The sequence below is a fragment of the Pseudomonas sp. GW821-FHT07G10 genome, from assembly GCF_059418545.1.
The window spans coordinates 87,279-103,310 of the sequence record NZ_JBWKQB010000023.1; the positions used below are offsets into that span (position 1 = coordinate 87,279).

Consider the following 16,032-nt stretch of genomic DNA (forward strand, 5'->3'; position numbering starts at 1 on the left):
GGCCTCGGCCCATCGAGTGGGTGAGGCCAGCTCATACAGTCAAATACGCGTGGTCGAATCCGCGCGGTTGATGAACTGCACCTCTATGCGCCTGTTGTGCTCATCGGCAGGGTCCAGGTCCGGCAAGGGTTGAGAGTCGCCATAGCCCGCTACGATGACGCGCCTGGCCTGTGCAGCCTCCAGCGTTTCGATGAGCAGCTTGCGTGCTTCGCGTGCGCGGGCCGCAGACAAGGTGAAGTTATCGTCGTACACCGTGCAGAATTTGGCGAAGTCAGTCACTGGGCGCGACACCTGGATATTGTCGGTATGCCCCTCCACCAGAACCTGCGCCTGGCCGGAGCTTTCGAAAAACCTGGCAATGCGCGGGCTGACAAGCCGCAACTGCCGTTGTGCCTCTTCGGTCAGGCAAGCGCTGCCGCGGGCGAACATCTTGTCGCCCAGGGTCATTTTGTTTCCCGCCAGATCGAAAGACACAAGCCCGGTATCGCCTTGTTCCTCCAGTGCAGCCTTCATCTCCTGCAGCAGACCGGTCACTTTCTCCTGTTCGGTCACCACACTTTGATTCTTCTCTTCCTGACGCTTGAGTTCGGCAAACTGGTTTTGCAGCACCGAAACCACCAGCAGCAACATCACCACGGCCATCACGCCAGCCATCAGGTCAGAGATGGATACCCACTCGCTTGGTTTCTCTTTCATGTTCGCACCAAGGCTTCTACGGCTTTTCTGGCCGTGACTGACTCGTTGATGCTGAGGGCAACATCCGTCAGTTGCTCAAGGGATTGCTGAAGCGGTGAGAGGTCGACTGGCGGCCGTGAGGCAACGGTGGCTAGAGCGTTGAGCGACTCCGGAACCTTGATGAGCATCTCCGAGACCTTGTCGTAGCGCTTGTCCAGCGACACCATGCGTTGCCCGTTTTCGGACACGGCTTTGAGGCCGTGGACAATATCCTTGGCCAGCTTTTCGACGACGCCTTGAATCGAAACGATGTTGCTGTTCAAGTTAAGGCTGACCATCTCGAACTCCTCGGTGGTCCGCTTCTGTGCATCGGCAGTTGCCTTCATGTTCCCGGCCACGTTTTCCATGGCAGCGTTAACCGTGGTCGACATGTTGCCGATGGCGTTGGAGATATTCTGCGTTGCCTCGCCGAGGCTGGTGGTCATGTTGACCAGATTGTCGCCGAAGTCCTGGTTCATCGTTCGAATGGTCGAACCGAGGTCGACCTTGACTGCTTCCATCACTTGGGCAAGGTTCCCCGTTGCGATTTCCAGTTGCGCGCCCATGGTGTTCAGGTTGTGGCTGAAGTCGTTGTTCATGGTCGTCAAGGTGCTATTCAGGTCAGCTTTCACACCTTCCATGACTTCCTTCATTCGGACGTTCAAGTCATCCACCACTGCCTGGAGCTCAGAGGCAGACTGCGCCACTTTGATGCCGGCATCGCCCATAGTCTGCGCTGCTGCTTGCAAGGCCTGCAGATTGTTGCGGCTGCTGTCGGTGAATTCGGTCAGCGCCTGCTCGCTACGTTTGCTGGAGCTCGCGATCTCGCTGAAAATGGCCTGCCCCTCGCGAGCAACCTGCTGGCTGTCAGTCTGACCTTGCAGCAGCGCGCCGATACCTTGGGTTACGCCGGCGATACCGCTGTTCAGACCCTCGAAACCAGTCTGCAGATTACTGCGATTGCTGTCGGCAAATTCACTCAGTGCCCGCTCGGTACGTTCGGCGGAACTCGTAATCTCGCTGACAACGGCTTGCTGGTTGTCACTCTGACCTTGCAGCAGCGCGCCGATGCCTTGAGTTACGCCGGCAATGCTGGTGTTCAGGCCCTCGAAGCCGGTCTGCAGATTGCTGCGATTGCTGTCGGAAAATTCGCTGAGTGTCCGCTCGGTGCGTTCGGCGGAACTCGCAATTTCGCTGACAATGGCTTGCTGGCTGTCAGTGTTACTTTGCAGCAACGCACCGATGCCTTGCGCTACGCCTGCAATATTGGTGTTCAGGCTGTCGAAGCCAGCCTGCAGCAATTGTTGTTTTTCGCTTTCAGTGCGTTGCTGAGTTTTCAGTTGTTGATGCCATAGCACCTTCATCGCGTCTGCCTGTTTGCCCATGGCACCGCTCAAGTACTTGGCAGCATTGGCCATGCAGCTATGCAGGAAGGCGTCGTGTGCCTTGCGGGCGGCCTCGCGTTGTTCCTGGGACCGTTCCATCTCGGCCTTTACCCTGGCGATACACCAGGCCAGCCGACGACTCTCGTAACCCAGGAGCAAATCCCACACCTTCAAGAGAATGAAGGCCATGATGCCCCAGGTGGACGTTTTGAACTTGGTGCCCAGGCCCTGCATCATGGCCGTGAGATCTTGCATGGCGCCGCCCATGGCACCGACGGAGGCAATACCACTTTTCTGGAGAATGGTAGACGCATGGTCCAGCGCCATCCCCAAGCCCAGGAAGGTTCCCAGCAAACCCACCACCAACAGCATCCCGGGCATGATGCCTGCGATTTTTTCGGCGGTGGTGGACACCGCTTCGCTCAAATCGTGAACCGAACCATGGTCCGCTTGCAGCGCCGATGATTCCAGATTGCCGCCGCGCCACTTTTTTTCCCAGCCTTTGGGCTTGGCCTGCAGGGCGACCGTCAGAGCCGTCAGGACGGTCACGCTCCAGATGAAAACGAAAAAGCCCATCTGTAGCAGTTCGGCATGCGGCAGCAAAAAGCTCATCAATTCGCTGTTCACAAGCTGACCTCAATTTCCTTGAACGCTTCAGTGCGCGCGCGGCAGTCATCTTCAAAGATATTGCCGAAGTCGATCAGCAGGGCTTGCTCGTCCTCGCTCAGGTCTGCCCACTTCACATCCTGTTGAGCACAACGGGCGATCAGCGCGCCGACTTCCTCGCTGCGATCGGCGAGGTATTCCTGCCCGGCTTCAATCAACTGCTGTTCGTCCTTTTCCAGCAACTGGAGAAAGCCCTCGGATGCATACACGTAGGAGCGTTTTTCCCGAATGCTCACATCCAGATTGTCCAGCCGCTGGCTGTCCCGGCCCAGATTGCGCTCCAGGTCATTGAGTACCACCTGTTCTTCCGGTGTCAGCGCTTCGGTACGGCTGGCCATTGCCATACGCTTGGCCAGTACCTTGTCGCGGGCCAGGCTCTTGTTGAGCTGTTGCCACTGATCTTCGAGGTGCTGCAGATCCATGTTCCACGCCAGGGTCATTTCTTCGAAAACAAAGGGCACCACAGGCTTACCGAAATGCAGGGTGGTCAGCTCGTTCAGGGTTTCGGTCTGTTCGATCGTCAGCGACGGGTTCTCGTCCAGCAGGCTGGTGGAGATATCCATCAGGGCCATCATGTCGGCATCAACATCGCTCAATCGCTCAATGGAGGTCATGCGCTTTTCGTAGAACATCAGCAGCTTCTGTGCCGCGCGGATGCGCAGGTAATGGTTGAAGTCCTTGAACTGCTCGCTGTCGACCACGCGTAGGATCTTGGCCTTGGTCAGCAGGTAGGCGTTGATCAACTCGGCTACCCTGACCGCTGCCAGTTCAGCCGCCGGGACTCTGTCGATGGTTTCCTTGAACGTGCGAGCACGTGCTTCGGCTTCCTTGATTTCGATGTCGTTGAGGACTTTCTCGCGGATTTCCCGGGCGGCGTTGATCACCCAGTCGATGGCCTTCTGCAGTTTTTCCATCAACGGATGTTTGTCGATGTTTTCAAGAAACCCCAGGACCTTTTCCAGGCCGAGCGCCAAGGCGGTCAGGATGGGCCAGGGGGAGTACTGGGCCAGCATGGTGAGGGCGACCCGAGCCTGACTGAGATAGGGCTTTACTGTCTTCCAGATTTTCTTGACGTCGCCGACAAAGGTTTCCGCCTTGTCGGCCATCCAGTTGACGGCGGCGACGGCCTTTTCTTTTATCGTGTTGATAACACTGGAGCCTACTGATTTTACCCGATCCCAAAAACCCATGACTTGCTCCTCAGCTGACGCCCAGTAATTTGCGTGCCGCTTCCAATGTTGGTGTGTTGTTTTTGCTGTTGTTTGTTTGTATCTGCTCCATGGCGTTGGCGACCTGGTCGATGGCGTCCTGCAGGTGGGCCAGCGCCAATGCGGGCTTTGTCTGCACCCTCACGGCCTTGGCCAGGGCCAGGCGCATGCAGGTGCGAATCTCACGCCCCGATAGCCCTTGGGATGATTGCGCCACCGAGCTCAGCAGCATGTCGCGCTCATCGGCCAGCGGGATGCCGGGTACCAAAAGCTTTGCCCAGATGGCATGCCGCTCAGGCTCGCCCGGCAGCTCGAAGCCCACGTGCTGGGAGATACGGCTGACAAACGCTGCATCGTAATTCTTGGCGAAGTTGGTGGCGAAGATGACCACGCCTTCGTGTCGCTCCAGCTCGATCAGCAGGGTCGAACGCATGGCATTGACTTCGTTGTCGATGCCTTGGGTGACCGATGAAAGCCGTTTGCCCAGCAGGGTGTCCGCCTCGTCAAAAAACAGAACCGCGCCCTCGGTCTGGGCACTGCGGAACACGGCAGCGATGTTCTTGGACGTATCGCCCATGAACTTGCTTTCCAGGTCTGCAATGCTTACCAGCATGATCTTTTTGCCCAGACTTCCGGCGAAGGCTTCAGCCGTCAGTGTTTTGCCGGTGCCCGGCGGGCCGTAAAAATTCAGGATCGTGCCTTTGCCGGCCGGGTCCGCAGCAGCAAAGCCCCACTCGACATAGATGGTCTGGTAATGCTCGATCTTGGCGACAGCCTCTGCCAGCTGTTGCTCCAGGTCGCTCGACATCACCACGTCACGCTCAAGGGTGAAACGTGGTTCGACGCAGCGAAATTCTGCTTTGGCAGGAGAGGGGGCTGTGGTTGGTTGCTCGTCCAGCCCTTCGAGAAACCGCGGGCGGATTTTGTTGCGCAGGTAGTCATTCGATGACATGGGTTCGAACCTTTGATCCGTCAAGAAAAGTGAGTGTGAACAAGGCATCCGCAGACGAGCAGAGTGTTGCGCGTGCCTACGACATCTTGCGTCGCGCCTCGCGGCCTTTCATGACGTAACCACCTTGCATGATCTGAAAGCGGCTGTTGGCATCTTCTGCTTGTGACTGATAGTTCACGTTGCATCGTTCTCCTGATAATGATCGTCATCTATCGGCTGCGACTCACAATATGCATCCCACCTTTCTCATCAAAATGGTGCTCGTAGTTCCGCCGGAAGAAACGCTCGACTTCCTTCTCGTAATAGCGCTGTTCGAGCCACTTGATCACTTCTCTATTGGCATCCGGCCTTTCGGGATTCAGGTTTTTTTTGGCCCAACCCAAAGCGCTGTAACCGTGTTCGTCGGTATCACAAACGTCTGCGCCTGCCGCCACCAGTGCCTTGACCAGTGCCAGGTTACCGAGACGACTCCCGATGCCTTGTCCATGTGCGGCAAACATCAATGCAGTACGTCCTTTCGGATCTCTGTGATGGAGTGTTGAGTGGAGCAGGGAAATGATTGGCCCAAAGGACTGCTTTGCACGGCTGTCCGCGAGGTGCATGAGTGGCGTTTGGAAGTAACTGTTCGGTACCGCGTCAGAGACATAGCGCAGCAACGTCTCACAAGCCTCGACATCAGCTTGTGCCGCTGCCAGATGCAACGGTGTTACACCTCTGTCATAGGCTTCGAAGGAATGGAGGATGTCTCGATTAGCCTCGAGATACTCGCCGAGGTCTTCACGGTCACCTGACTCGCGGGCGGCCTGGAATGCCAGTGTGTTGAGTTCTTCCGGCGAGTACGTGGTGGGTTCGATGTAGTTGGTGAAACCGTTATTGCATTCGGGGGTGGGCGGAGCATGCGGCATGGGTGTCTGGTCCCGGTCTTGCCAGTTGTCCAGGTCCTTGTAGCTCCAGGCCTTGCCATCCTGCCAATGGAACAGTGGCATCCATTCGTTGTTGCCGTCGACTGTGGCGCGCCCGGTGAATTTGAGGGCTTTCTCGATCCATTGGCTCAAGTGCTCGGCCAACTCGCTCAAGAAATAGTGAGGCATCTTGCTGCTGCATACCAGGTGGAGTTCGCGATGGCCGTCCGCGTTCTGGACCCACACATCTTTCGTCCACAGCGTCGCGGGCGGCTGCTGCTCGTGTTTGTAGGCCCAAAGTTCGGCAAACGCCCACATCCATTTGTGCAGGTCGTTGCGAATGTCATCTGGTACACGCCGCAGTTCGATAGCCAGGCATGCCTGTGGCGCCTTTGGAGTGCGCACGATACCGCTGTAAGGCTGATTCATGATGTTGACCTCTTCATGTCCATATGTCGCCACCACGTCAGTGCTGAGCGGCGTCTCGCTTCTCCGGAGACACCTTGTGAAAAAATTTGGCTTGTACGTAGAAATACGCTGGCTTGTCGGCTATCGGCTTGAATCCAATAATCTTTAGCGTGCTCGGTGAATGAATCCGATCTGATCCAGATCGCGGAAATCCTGAAACCTGGGCGAGGGCAGGATGAGGTAGGGGGCAGAATGCGTCGCGGTAATTGGGAGTTGCTGGTGATCGCATATTGATACAAAGCCCCAGCTATCAAAGGGGGTAACCATAGAGCTGGGAGCCAAAAGTTGAGCCATCGGCATGCAGGATTTATTGACCGAACGCTGGCTGAATGGCTTTCGCGACTGCGCGCTTTTGAGGCGACGGATCGTCGATGCGGTGCCGTGCTCCAAATTGGTATCGCCGCCACCCAATTGCCCAGACAATGGGTGGCGACGGTATGCAGGTTGTTTCAGTGAGCTGCTATGACAGCGCCGTGGTGGCGCCCTCACTACCCTCTACATGAAGCAAAAATACGTCCCGGGCTACGCTACCCACATAACGAGTCAGCGCATAATTGACCGCAGTACCGATCACGACACCCACTCCGAATGGAATGGCTTTGGACGCCGCAGCTTTGGTGAAGTTGATCCCCACCTGTTTGAAAAGCTGTTTGATGGTCTGAAGGGTGGCGCCTTTGAGGTACTCACTGACAACCCTTACTGCCGCCTTCGAAGCAACATTGGTGGCGCCGCTTGAGGCCATCTGTTCCAGCGATCCGCAAAGCGCGATGACGAAGGACATATGTTTGGCGTCTTCATTTGACATTTTGTTGTTGATCGCAATGCCAAGGCACATCGTCATATCGATTTGCAGTTTCATGCATAACGAAACGTCTGCTGCGCCGCCCCCGACCATGGCCACCGCCGTACCGATGCCAGGAATGACGCCGGCCAAGGACGTTGCACCGCCGGTGGCCGCTGCCATTTTGGAGTAGCGCTCGATGATCTTGTCAGTAACCAGTGCCTGGATGCGCTCGCCGCTGGCATCCGGCTCTGCCTTGCGTACCTGGCCTTCATACTGAGAGACCAGTTCCCGGGCGTCCTTAGGCGTGATGGCAATGGCCTCGACAAGTTTCATCAGAGAGGAGCCGTTGTCTTCCTTTTCTTCTGTCATGCGAAACCTCTGTCCGTGTACTGACTAAAAAATCCGGGGTGCAGATAGCGATGTGTTCAATTTCGCCCTTTTCTCCAGGACAGGAATGACAAGGACTATCCGTCGGACGCCAATAGTGGCACTTGGCTTCTTTTAGGTAAGCTGCAATATCAGGTAAGCCCGGTCCGCCCCCACTTACACTGAAGACGGGTAATTCGTGATGCACTGCGTCACGAATCAAGTCAGTAGCTGTTAGATCACTCGTACAACCAAGGCTTCAACTCATCCAGATTTTTCACCACGATCTGCTGCGCCGCCGCTTTGGGGTCGAGCTTTTTCGGATCGATCTGAAAACGTTGCAACACATACTTGACCAAGGCCCGGCGTGTCGGAATGACCAGCACACCATCCTCCATGCCGAAGTCGGCTTCGATGATTGCCTTCTGCGCAGGCTTGAGGCGTGAGTCGGGTTCGATGACCACATTCACTTCGGTGTTCCAGTCTTCATCCTCGCCGATGAGGTTCTCGGTCTTGCGTTCGAACTCCGGTTGGCCGCGCAGACGACTCAGCACAAAATCCCGGTACTCACGATTCTTCTCGCAATACGCCCGCACATGCCAGCGCATGCCGGTGTAAATCAGTGTGTGAGGCGCAATCAAGCGAGTTTCCGGAGCCGGGTTAGCGAGTGAAACATACTCGACTTCAATAACCTCGCTGTCGCGGCATGCCTTGAGCAATGGGCGCAACACTTCGGGTCGAATCGTCCGGTCCGGCACCTCCAGCACCATGGTGTGGGCATACGCCAAGGCCAACCCTTCCACATGCGGCGCGCGGGAATGGGTCTGATTGAGCAGGTGCAGATAAGCGCTGGCGCTGTCGTCGATGAACAGTGGCTTGAACTGTTTGCTGGGGACGTAGCCCTTCAGCTGCTTGTCATATGTAAGGTTTTTAGGCGCATGTTCAGTGATGTAGGTGTTGATGTCCTTGGACGCCTGCTGACGACTGATCCCGAAGCTCTGGATCAGGTGCACCGTGGTCAGCCGGCCTTCCCACCAGGCGACGGTCTCGATCAAGCGATAGCGAAGTGCCAGATCCCAGCGAACTTGCTTGATGTCTTGTTTGCGTTTCATGACCGCTCCATATGCGTGAATACTTTACCTGTATAAGTCTACATTCTATACCTGTCGTAAAACACTACATATTCTTGGTCTGTCTTCGAGCTCAATCGAACTCACGAAAGGATGTAGACATGACAATGTCGGATGCTGTTTCGACAGGGGCCTTGCTGGCGATGGGCATGATTGCGCTGGTGTTACTGATTCAGTGTTTCAAGCTGCATGACATCGGGCAGACGATCCGCGATTGCAAGACTGCAACCCGCTGGGCAAGGATCTGGGAAATGGAAAACCGCGAGCTGCGCTCGGCCCTTAGAGCCGAAAAGGCACACGTCGAGCAGTTGCAAAGAAAGCTGGTGCTGCTGCAAGCAATGATTCCAGCGGCGTAAGGAAAAGCACATGAACAGACTTGAACGGATCAAAGGCTGCTTGCTCGGTGGCGCAGTGGGCGACGCTTTGGGGGCGCCCGTCGAATTCCTTGAATGGCACACCATCCAGGTAAAGTTCGGGCCACGGGGAATCGTCGATTTTGCCCCGGCTTATGGCATCACCGGAGCTATTACCGATGATACGCAGATGATGCTTTTCACGGCCGAAGGGTTGCTGCGGGCTCATGTGCGCGGCAGTTCGCGAGGGATTTGCGACGTGCCGAGCATTATCCATCATGCGTTGCTGCGCTGGTTGATGACCCAGGATTACCCTACGGTGATGCCTGTCAGCAGGGACGGGTGGCTGATCGAGCAACTGGCGCTCTGGTCTCGCCGCGCCCCTGGCACTACCTGCTTAGGTGCACTCAAGGCCAGTCCGCGGCTGGGGGCTGTCGCGGAGAACAACAGCAAAGGCTGTGGCGCCGTGATGCGTGTCGCGCCCTGTGCGTTTTTTGCCAACGCCTTTGACTATGCTAGCCAGTCCGGGCGGTTAACCCACGGGCACCCTACGGGCTACCTGGCGGCTGGGTTGTTCGCCGATATTCTCCAGCGCATTGTTGACGGGCAAGGCAGCCTTGAAAATGCAGTCACCGAGAGCTTGAGGGAATACGGGCAAAAGCCCGGTATGGAAGAAACACGCTGTCTCATCGAGCGCGTCTTGTTCTTCTTTTACGAAGGCTACCAGCCCACCCCGCAACGCATCGGCGAACTCGGTGGCGGTTGGGTCGCCGAAGAAGCATTGGCTATTGGCCTGTGGTGTGCCCTGACGGCGCACTCGTTCGAGGAGGGTGTGATCACGGCGGTGAATCACGGTGGCGACAGCGACAGCACCGGGCTGATCGCCGGGCACCTGTTGGGTGTTCAGTATGGTGCTGCGGTGATTCCTGCCCGGTGGTACGAACAATTGGAGTTACGCGAGGTGATTGTGCAGATCTCCGAGGATATTGAACGTATTCCGCGGGAGTACTGTGGGAATGGCGGAGAGTTTGATCAGCAGATCGAGCGGGCGTATCCCGGCGGCTGAGGGAGCTCATGGAGCCAACTCTGGATCAATTTTCAGGAGAACTGCGATGCCAATTAAACCCAGGCCATTTACGTTTGTGTGTGTTGAGTGTGGTTGGAAGAAAACGGTGGCACCGCAGAGTGATCTGACCCTGAGATGTTGGACATCCCCCAATGGTGATGTCCAACATTTCGGGGTCGGATCATTTTAAGCGGACGCGATTGCCCTTAACGTCAGGATTTCCATGCGCCAACGAACCTCTTATCCAAAATCTTTCAAGGCCCAGGTTGTTCAGGAGTGGCTGCAACCAGGCGCCACCGTCTCCGGGGTTGCCATCAAGCAACGCCTTCCAAGTCGCCCTGGTATTCGGAAGGCGAGGGATTTGATTTTCTGTGGGCATGGGGCGTCCTATGCCGGGCCATGCCCGGGTGGTGGAGGGTGAGTAGGGATCAGCTACAGTTGAGCAATTAACTAAAAAAAGGAGAGTCGTATGGAATGCCTGGTCTGCGGGGTCGATGCTTTAAAAGTTGAGTCTGATCTTGATGGAACAGAACTGAGGTGCCCGGATTGTGGTCACTTCGGCGTTTCGGGGCGTCTGCTTTCAGTTCAACAAGACCGCCGATTCGATGTTACGAAAACGAGGTGGTGGTTTGAGCGCCAGCGGCATGCTCATCCCGAGCGGATCCCGGTCATCACAGGTGCTTTTGTTTTCTGGGATGCCTGATCAGGCCGCAAGGCGTTGGTAAAGCTCGATGATGTCGGCGGCGTTGGCACTCTTTCTGGAAGGGCAGACCCATGCTTGGCTGGCCATGGATGAACTGGGGTTTCTTCTGTTGTGCGGACATAGAGAATCCCCACCGGCTGGCGTGATTCGAGTTTGTGGGCTATTGGTTGATGACCCGGCATGAGTCCGTAAGACAGGGGGCTATTAATGAAAACGCTGATAGTTGATCACTCTTGGACCAAAATCATCGAGCGAGATGAGTTCGCCAGGGGCGCGCTGGCGGCAAAGATTGAGCAGATCGAAGAAATCGAAGCGGCCATTCGAGCGGTTGAAGGTGAAGAGGCAGCCCGCAATGCTCTGAATGATGGCTTGATAAAGCATGCATTAACGCGCTGCCTGGAGAACTTGCAGGGATCTGCATCCGTAACAGAGCAGGACTTCCGGGTCTGTTACGAGTTTGCGACAACCGCTGCGAAGAATGCAGAGCGATTCATTGACGAAGAGCTTTCGCACGTAGGGTCGTGATCGCATCTGCGAATGCACGCCCTGGAGTTCGGCGCAGTAGTCGATGGCGCAGCTACAACTGCTCCTCTCCAACATCAATCCTGCGCAGCTCCATCACATCAATGGTGCTATCACGGTCGGTGATCTTCCAACATGGCAGGTCCAGGCTATTTCGAGCTGACGTGACGCGGCGAGGAAGTGCGCCGATGCTTCTGGGGCCGCGGCGTGGAGGCGGAGCAGCGTCGAATGGATGGCTTCGCGCCAATCGCCACTATCCGGACGTTGGCTGACTCAGCCGGCCGACGCGTGGTGGTGGACGAGCTCCTGCTTCAGGAGCGAGTCGAGGGTACAGACCTACGCTGAGCAGGCGCGTAGCCTGCACCCCTATCGACAGGGCTGATCAGGTAATGCTGGTGGTGCTCGCTGTGCTTCCGCCCCATTCGAGGAAGCGGATCTTGTGCACCTCGCCCTCGCTGTCCTCGTAGACCAGGGTCACCGGTACCACGCCTGTCTTCTGGGACGTGTCGGTGCGTTGCAGCACCTTCTGCACATCGATTTCCATCCCGTAGTGGTAGTCCACGGCGGAGATGCTCGCACCGGGGTCTTGCTGGCCGTTCTGGGCGAATACACTTGGCGCGAGACTGGAAATCACCGCGCTGACAACTGAGGCCATTTGCATAAGGCTGTTCCTCTGTTTGAGTTCGCTTGCAGGGACTTAGTGACCGTCGGTGAGGGTGAAGTTCACCCCACCCCGACGAACGCCCCCTGTCTGGTGTTGCCACAGCCGCTGCCAAGTGCCAGCAATCCCCCGTGGTTGAGGCTCTCGACCACTTGTCCGTTAAACCCTGGCTTGGTGCCGGATTTATCAAAGAGTTATTGGAATCAGGCTGAACGGACAACCTGCGTTGGGTCTTTAGAACCAGTCGGGTGAGACCGGTTCTATCCATGACTAACCCAGTGGAACGGCATCCGTTGAAGCGTGGCTCTTCACATCGGGATGGCTTTTCAACGTCAGGGCAGGCGTCGTCGAACTCTTTAGCGCACACAAAAAGGTCTGCGCGGTAGCGCTTAGTGACTTTGGAACGCTTTCAATCCTTGCTGCACGGCGGGCCTGGCTTCGATCGCGTCGAACCAGCGTGATAAGCGTGGAAGCGCTGCCCAATCCAGCCGGTCACGAATTGATGCCGCAATGGTGAAGGCAGAGATGTCCGCCATGGAAAACTGATCTCCGGCCATAAAGTCGTCGGTAAGAAACCGTTCTGCATAGACGAGTTGTTCAATGACCCGCAGATCGATGAGCGTGGCCGCATCATTTAATCCCGCTTGGCGCAGGAAGAATGCTGCATGGCTAGGCGCGATTACGTCCGTTACGAAAAAGAAGTAGCGATCAAACACTCTGTCGCGCTCTGGTCCAGGATGCGCTGGTGCGAGTCGGCCGGGAGCTTTGGCATCAGCGAACTGAATGATTGCGTTTGATTGGTTGATGACCAGTGCCGGTGTCGACGTATGGTCGACCAGGGTTGGGACTTTTCCCGCCGGATTAAGCGCCAGGTACGCCAGGTCGCGCTGCTCATTGGCTTGCAGATTCAGTCTCCGTGCCGTGTAGGGGATACCTGCTTCTTCCAAGGCTATTGCAGCCCTCAGACTGTTGCCGGTATTAGCGCCATACAGCTCTATTACGGTGTTCATCAGGCACTCCATTGGAAAGAATGAATGGCTATTCAGTGGGTGCTACTTGATCTGGACAGTGTAGAGCGCTTGTCCGTCTTGTTCTGTGTCAGCTTGAGCTTCCCGGAACGCTTACTTAAAAAGTGGCGTATGCAAAGGTCATCAAGACCAGGCGCATACACCCCTGGTGATCACACCTCGAACGCTTGCCGGTTGGCACGTACGAAGTCACCCACCGTTTGAGGCGCTTGTCCGGTGATTTGACCGATAACCCCATCCTCGCCGCTAAAAATTCCGTTCTGGTAATCGATCGCGACCGCAAGGAAATGCTGGATCACAAACTCCGGCAGATCGTAGGTCTCCAGATGCTGGCGATACTCTTCGATGGTCGAAGGGCTGTAGGTGATGGTGCGACCTACGATGCCGCTGATTTCATCGGCAATCTCTTGATGGTTCATCTCGACAGGGCCGTAAAGCGGGTAGGTTTTCCCGATATGGCCAGACGGTTGCGTGAGAACAGCGGCGATCAGTCGCGCTTGATCTTCGGCAGCGATCGGTGCATGTCGTCCGCTACCGTATGGCAGCGTGATCTTGTTCTCCTTCACGATCTGATCAAGCACCCACGGAAAGATCAACCATTCAGAAAAGAATGTCGGGCGGATATGGACGGTGGGTACTCCAGACCAGTCGAGTACGCGCTCTGCGATCCAGTGGTCGCGCGCGGCGTGGCTCAATGAATCTTCCCGCGCGGAAATCTGCGACATTTCCACCACGACCTCGACGCCTGCTCGCCGGGCGGCATCGGCAAAATAGGCGGTCGCCTGAATGTAGCCCGGGCGCACGGGGTAGCACAGATAGGCGCCTGTGACTCCCTCCATCGCACGGATGATGTCGTCATGCTCGAGGAGATCGCCGACAAATATTTCGGCGCCTTCACTCTTGAGAGCTGCACTGCGCTCGTCTTCCTGATGTACGAAAGCCCGAACCGCATGGCCTCCGTTGAGAAGGTGGCGAATGGTGTAGACGCCAGTTTTCCCCGTAGCGCCGGTGACGAGGTATTTACGTTGCTGCATGGTGAATACTCCAAAGTAAAGGAACACACATTGCTCGCGCCGATATCACGTATCAGGCGTCACCCATTCACGAATGTTGCGCAACAGTGCCGTTGGGCAGCACCGCATTCAGCTGTCGAAAGGAGCGTGATCAATCAGGTCGCACACATTCGGGCAATCGAACCCGTGCACGTGTCGACGTCCGACATCAGCGAGCCCAGTGCCAATCGCGGTGTGAGGTTTCTTCCTGGCCACTTCAGCGACCGCTTGGGTAAATGCGGCTTTCATTCCAATGCGGGGGTAGAGGGCCAGCGTATCCTCGACCAGCGATGGCGTGATTTCCTCCAGTCGTAATCCCATCACGTCGACATGGGCGCCCATGTAGATCAGGGCAATCTCTGGCTGTTTGCGGTCGGCGATGCCGGCGCTGGAGTGCAGGGCGATCGCATCCCAAACCAGCTCGGCTTTCGATTCCTGGTAACCGTTTTCCAACAGGAAGCGGCTGGCGGCGTCGGCGCCATCGACCTCAAAACGTTGGTCGGCTGCAAATTCGTGCGTCAGGCCCAGGTCGTGCAGCAATGCGGCGAGATAGACGGCCTCGCGGTCGTATTTCAAGCCTCGCTGCTGGCCAAGGAATTCGGCAAACCACCACGTGCGATGCACATGGTGCAGGAGCACTGTCGAGTGGACGCGTTCGACGAGGGCAGAGGCCTTGCGAGCGAGTTCAGAGTCTGGAGCGCTGAAGCCGCCGATGGTGACAGGTGTACTCATGTTTGCTTCCTGGAGATGAAGTTGGTTCGCAGTTCATTCTAAATAGGTGCGGTTGGCAGAATTGACTATTTACAGATGATTTGTGCCAATATGTGTACCTGGTCAACGCGGGAGATCGCTGTGCGGAAAACGACGAAATCAAGCTTGCCCCTTATCGGCGGGGTGCAAAAACGAGTGGTGATTTTGGGTTTGCCGCCCGTGGATTCGCTTGATGTGATCGGTCCGGCGGAGGTGTTTGCCTATGCGAACAATCTGCATCGCGGCGACTCTGCTCCCTACGTACTTGAGCTCGTTTGCGCGGGCGCCAATGAACACCTGGAGAGCAGCACCGGCATCGCGCTCATGGCGCACAAGACGCTTGAACAGGAACGTCTTGAAAACAAGGCGATCGACACGTTGATCGTGACGTCGGGCTGGAAAGCCATGGATCAGCTGGATCAGACCGCCATCGAGTGGATCCGGACGCGAGCCAAGAGCGTCAGGCGTGTGTGCTCGATCTGTGTCGGCGCGTTCGCCTTGGCCGAGACAGGACTATTGGATGGTCGTAAGGCAACGACCCACTGGCGGATGGCGCGTAGCCTGGCTGACCGCTACCCCAATGTGCAGGTAGATCCCAACCCGATTTGGGTCAAGGATGGCAACCTGTACACCTCGGCTGGCATATCGGCGGGAATCGATCTTGCGCTCGCATTGGTCAGTGAAGACCTGGGAGACGACATCGCTTTGGAGATCGCGAAGAACCTGGTCCTGTTTCTGCGACGTCCAGGCGGTCAGGCACAGTTCAGCGTCGCTCTCCAGTCGCAGCATGCGACCGGTTCGAACCTGGATGAGTTATGCGTATGGATCAGTGAGCATCTACATTCGGAGCTTACGGTCGAGATACTTGCAGACAAGCTCGCCACAAGTGTGAGGACCTTGATCCGCATGTTTCAGAGGGAGTTCAAGACAACGCCTGCGAAATACGTCGAGGACGTTCGGGTCGAAGCGGCCTGTCGGCAAATAGAGCTGGGAAGGCGGTCGATGGAGGAGGTTGCGCGCCGATGCGGCTACCACAGTGTCGACGTGCTCAGAAAAGCCTTCGTGCGACGCATGGGGGTGAGTCCAAAGGAGTACGCACAACGTTTCGCGCCAGTTAGCGAGCCGGCTTAAGCATGCTCAATGGTCATGAGCGTACCTAAGTCGGCTACTGATTCATTTGGTGACTCGAGTTCTTCATGCTCCCCGCGTTTCTGTCAGCCGGGTGACGCGCTACACCGATCAGCTGTTGGAGTGATCGGCCGCCTTGGCTTTGCTTTGAGCTACAGCGGCTTCAGCCTTCTGTTTCTGTGCAACCTGGTAGG

17 protein-coding genes and 1 pseudogene are annotated in these 16,032 nt (G+C 56.5%); 6 read left to right on the plus strand and 12 right to left on the minus strand.

Going from position 1 to position 16,032, the window contains the following annotated elements; translation table 11 throughout:
• Nucleotides 1–39: 39 nt before the first annotated feature.
• The 7 genes from AC07O1_RS22645 to AC07O1_RS22675 form a co-directional block, all read right to left on the minus strand.
• Entirely contained in the window at nt 40–696 is a 657-nt protein-coding gene (locus AC07O1_RS22645; protein WP_495090176.1) for an OmpA/MotB family protein, read from the minus strand.
• Nucleotides 693–2,726: a hypothetical protein gene (locus AC07O1_RS22650; RefSeq protein ID WP_495090177.1), complete on the minus strand. Its 2,034-nt coding sequence runs from the start codon at nt 2,724–2,726 to the stop codon at nt 693–695. Before AC07O1_RS22650 ends, AC07O1_RS22645 begins: the two co-directional genes overlap by 4 nt.
• Complete coding sequence (locus AC07O1_RS22655; RefSeq protein WP_495090178.1) at nt 2,723–3,955, minus strand: hypothetical protein; 1,233 nt, start codon at nt 3,953–3,955, stop codon at nt 2,723–2,725. The genes AC07O1_RS22650 and AC07O1_RS22655 overlap by 4 nt, the downstream gene beginning before the upstream one ends.
• Before the next feature lie 10 nt (nt 3,956–3,965).
• Complete coding sequence (locus tag AC07O1_RS22660; RefSeq protein WP_495090179.1) at nt 3,966–4,925, minus strand: ATP-binding protein; 960 nt, start codon at nt 4,923–4,925, stop codon at nt 3,966–3,968.
• Nucleotides 4,926–5,134: 209 nt separating this feature from the next.
• Nucleotides 5,135–6,256 carry an ankyrin repeat domain-containing protein gene (locus tag AC07O1_RS22665; protein ID WP_495090180.1) on the minus strand — a complete coding sequence of 374 codons (1,122 nt, stop codon included), beginning with the start codon at nt 6,254–6,256 and terminating at the stop codon, nt 5,135–5,137.
• A 499-nt stretch (nt 6,257–6,755) separates the two neighbouring features.
• Nucleotides 6,756–7,448, minus strand: a complete 693-nt coding sequence (locus AC07O1_RS22670) for a hypothetical protein (protein ID WP_495090181.1) — start codon at nt 7,446–7,448, stop codon at nt 6,756–6,758.
• Nucleotides 7,449–7,684: 236 nt separating this feature from the next.
• Nucleotides 7,685–8,557: a BrxR family helix-turn-helix transcriptional regulator gene (locus tag AC07O1_RS22675; protein WP_495090182.1), complete on the minus strand. Its 873-nt coding sequence runs from the start codon at nt 8,555–8,557 to the stop codon at nt 7,685–7,687.
• Nucleotides 8,558–8,676: 119 nt separating this feature from the next.
• On the opposite strand from AC07O1_RS22675, the gene AC07O1_RS22680 reads away from it, so the two are divergent.
• From AC07O1_RS22680 to AC07O1_RS22700, 5 genes are all read left to right on the plus strand, one after another.
• Entirely contained in the window at nt 8,677–8,931 is a 255-nt protein-coding gene (locus AC07O1_RS22680) for a hypothetical protein (protein ID WP_495090183.1), read from the plus strand.
• Between the two features lie 10 nt (nt 8,932–8,941).
• Nucleotides 8,942–9,994 (plus strand): ADP-ribosylglycohydrolase family protein, encoded by a 1,053-nt coding sequence (locus AC07O1_RS22685; RefSeq protein WP_495090184.1) that lies wholly within the window; start codon nt 8,942–8,944, stop codon nt 9,992–9,994.
• Between the two features lie 223 nt (nt 9,995–10,217).
• Nucleotides 10,218–10,415 (plus strand): transposase, encoded by a 198-nt coding sequence (locus tag AC07O1_RS22690; protein WP_495090185.1) that lies wholly within the window; start codon nt 10,218–10,220, stop codon nt 10,413–10,415.
• A gap of 48 nt (nt 10,416–10,463) precedes the next feature.
• Entirely contained in the window at nt 10,464–10,697 is a 234-nt protein-coding gene (locus AC07O1_RS22695) for a hypothetical protein (protein WP_495090186.1), read from the plus strand.
• Between the two features lie 207 nt (nt 10,698–10,904).
• Nucleotides 10,905–11,222: a hypothetical protein gene (locus AC07O1_RS22700; RefSeq protein WP_495090187.1), complete on the plus strand. Its 318-nt coding sequence runs from the start codon at nt 10,905–10,907 to the stop codon at nt 11,220–11,222.
• Nucleotides 11,223–11,601: 379 nt separating this feature from the next.
• Here the strand turns inward: AC07O1_RS22700 and AC07O1_RS22705 are convergent, their stop codons facing one another.
• The 4 genes from AC07O1_RS22705 to AC07O1_RS22720 form a co-directional block, all read right to left on the minus strand.
• Entirely contained in the window at nt 11,602–11,880 is a 279-nt protein-coding gene (locus AC07O1_RS22705; RefSeq protein WP_495090188.1) for a DUF2790 domain-containing protein, read from the minus strand.
• A gap of 389 nt (nt 11,881–12,269) precedes the next feature.
• The gene (locus AC07O1_RS22710; RefSeq protein WP_495090189.1) at nt 12,270–12,890 is read right to left on the minus strand and encodes a glutathione S-transferase family protein; all 621 of its coding nucleotides are present in this window, start codon (nt 12,888–12,890) and stop codon (nt 12,270–12,272) included.
• A gap of 170 nt (nt 12,891–13,060) precedes the next feature.
• Nucleotides 13,061–13,942 carry an NmrA family NAD(P)-binding protein gene (locus AC07O1_RS22715; protein ID WP_495090190.1) on the minus strand — a complete coding sequence of 294 codons (882 nt, stop codon included), beginning with the start codon at nt 13,940–13,942 and terminating at the stop codon, nt 13,061–13,063.
• A gap of 108 nt (nt 13,943–14,050) precedes the next feature.
• On the minus strand, nt 14,051–14,692 hold the full coding sequence (locus AC07O1_RS22720) for an HD domain-containing protein (RefSeq protein WP_495090191.1): 642 nt from the start codon (nt 14,690–14,692) through the stop codon (nt 14,051–14,053).
• Nucleotides 14,693–14,767: 75 nt separating this feature from the next.
• On the opposite strand from AC07O1_RS22720, the gene AC07O1_RS22725 reads away from it, so the two are divergent.
• Nucleotides 14,768–15,841, plus strand: a complete 1,074-nt coding sequence (locus AC07O1_RS22725; RefSeq protein ID WP_495090192.1) for a GlxA family transcriptional regulator — start codon at nt 14,768–14,770, stop codon at nt 15,839–15,841.
• Nucleotides 15,842–15,949: 108 nt separating this feature from the next.
• Here the strand turns inward: AC07O1_RS22725 and AC07O1_RS22730 are convergent.
• A pseudogene (locus AC07O1_RS22730) lies at nt 15,950–16,032 on the minus strand (co-regulatory protein PtrA N-terminal domain-containing protein); the annotation flags it as partial.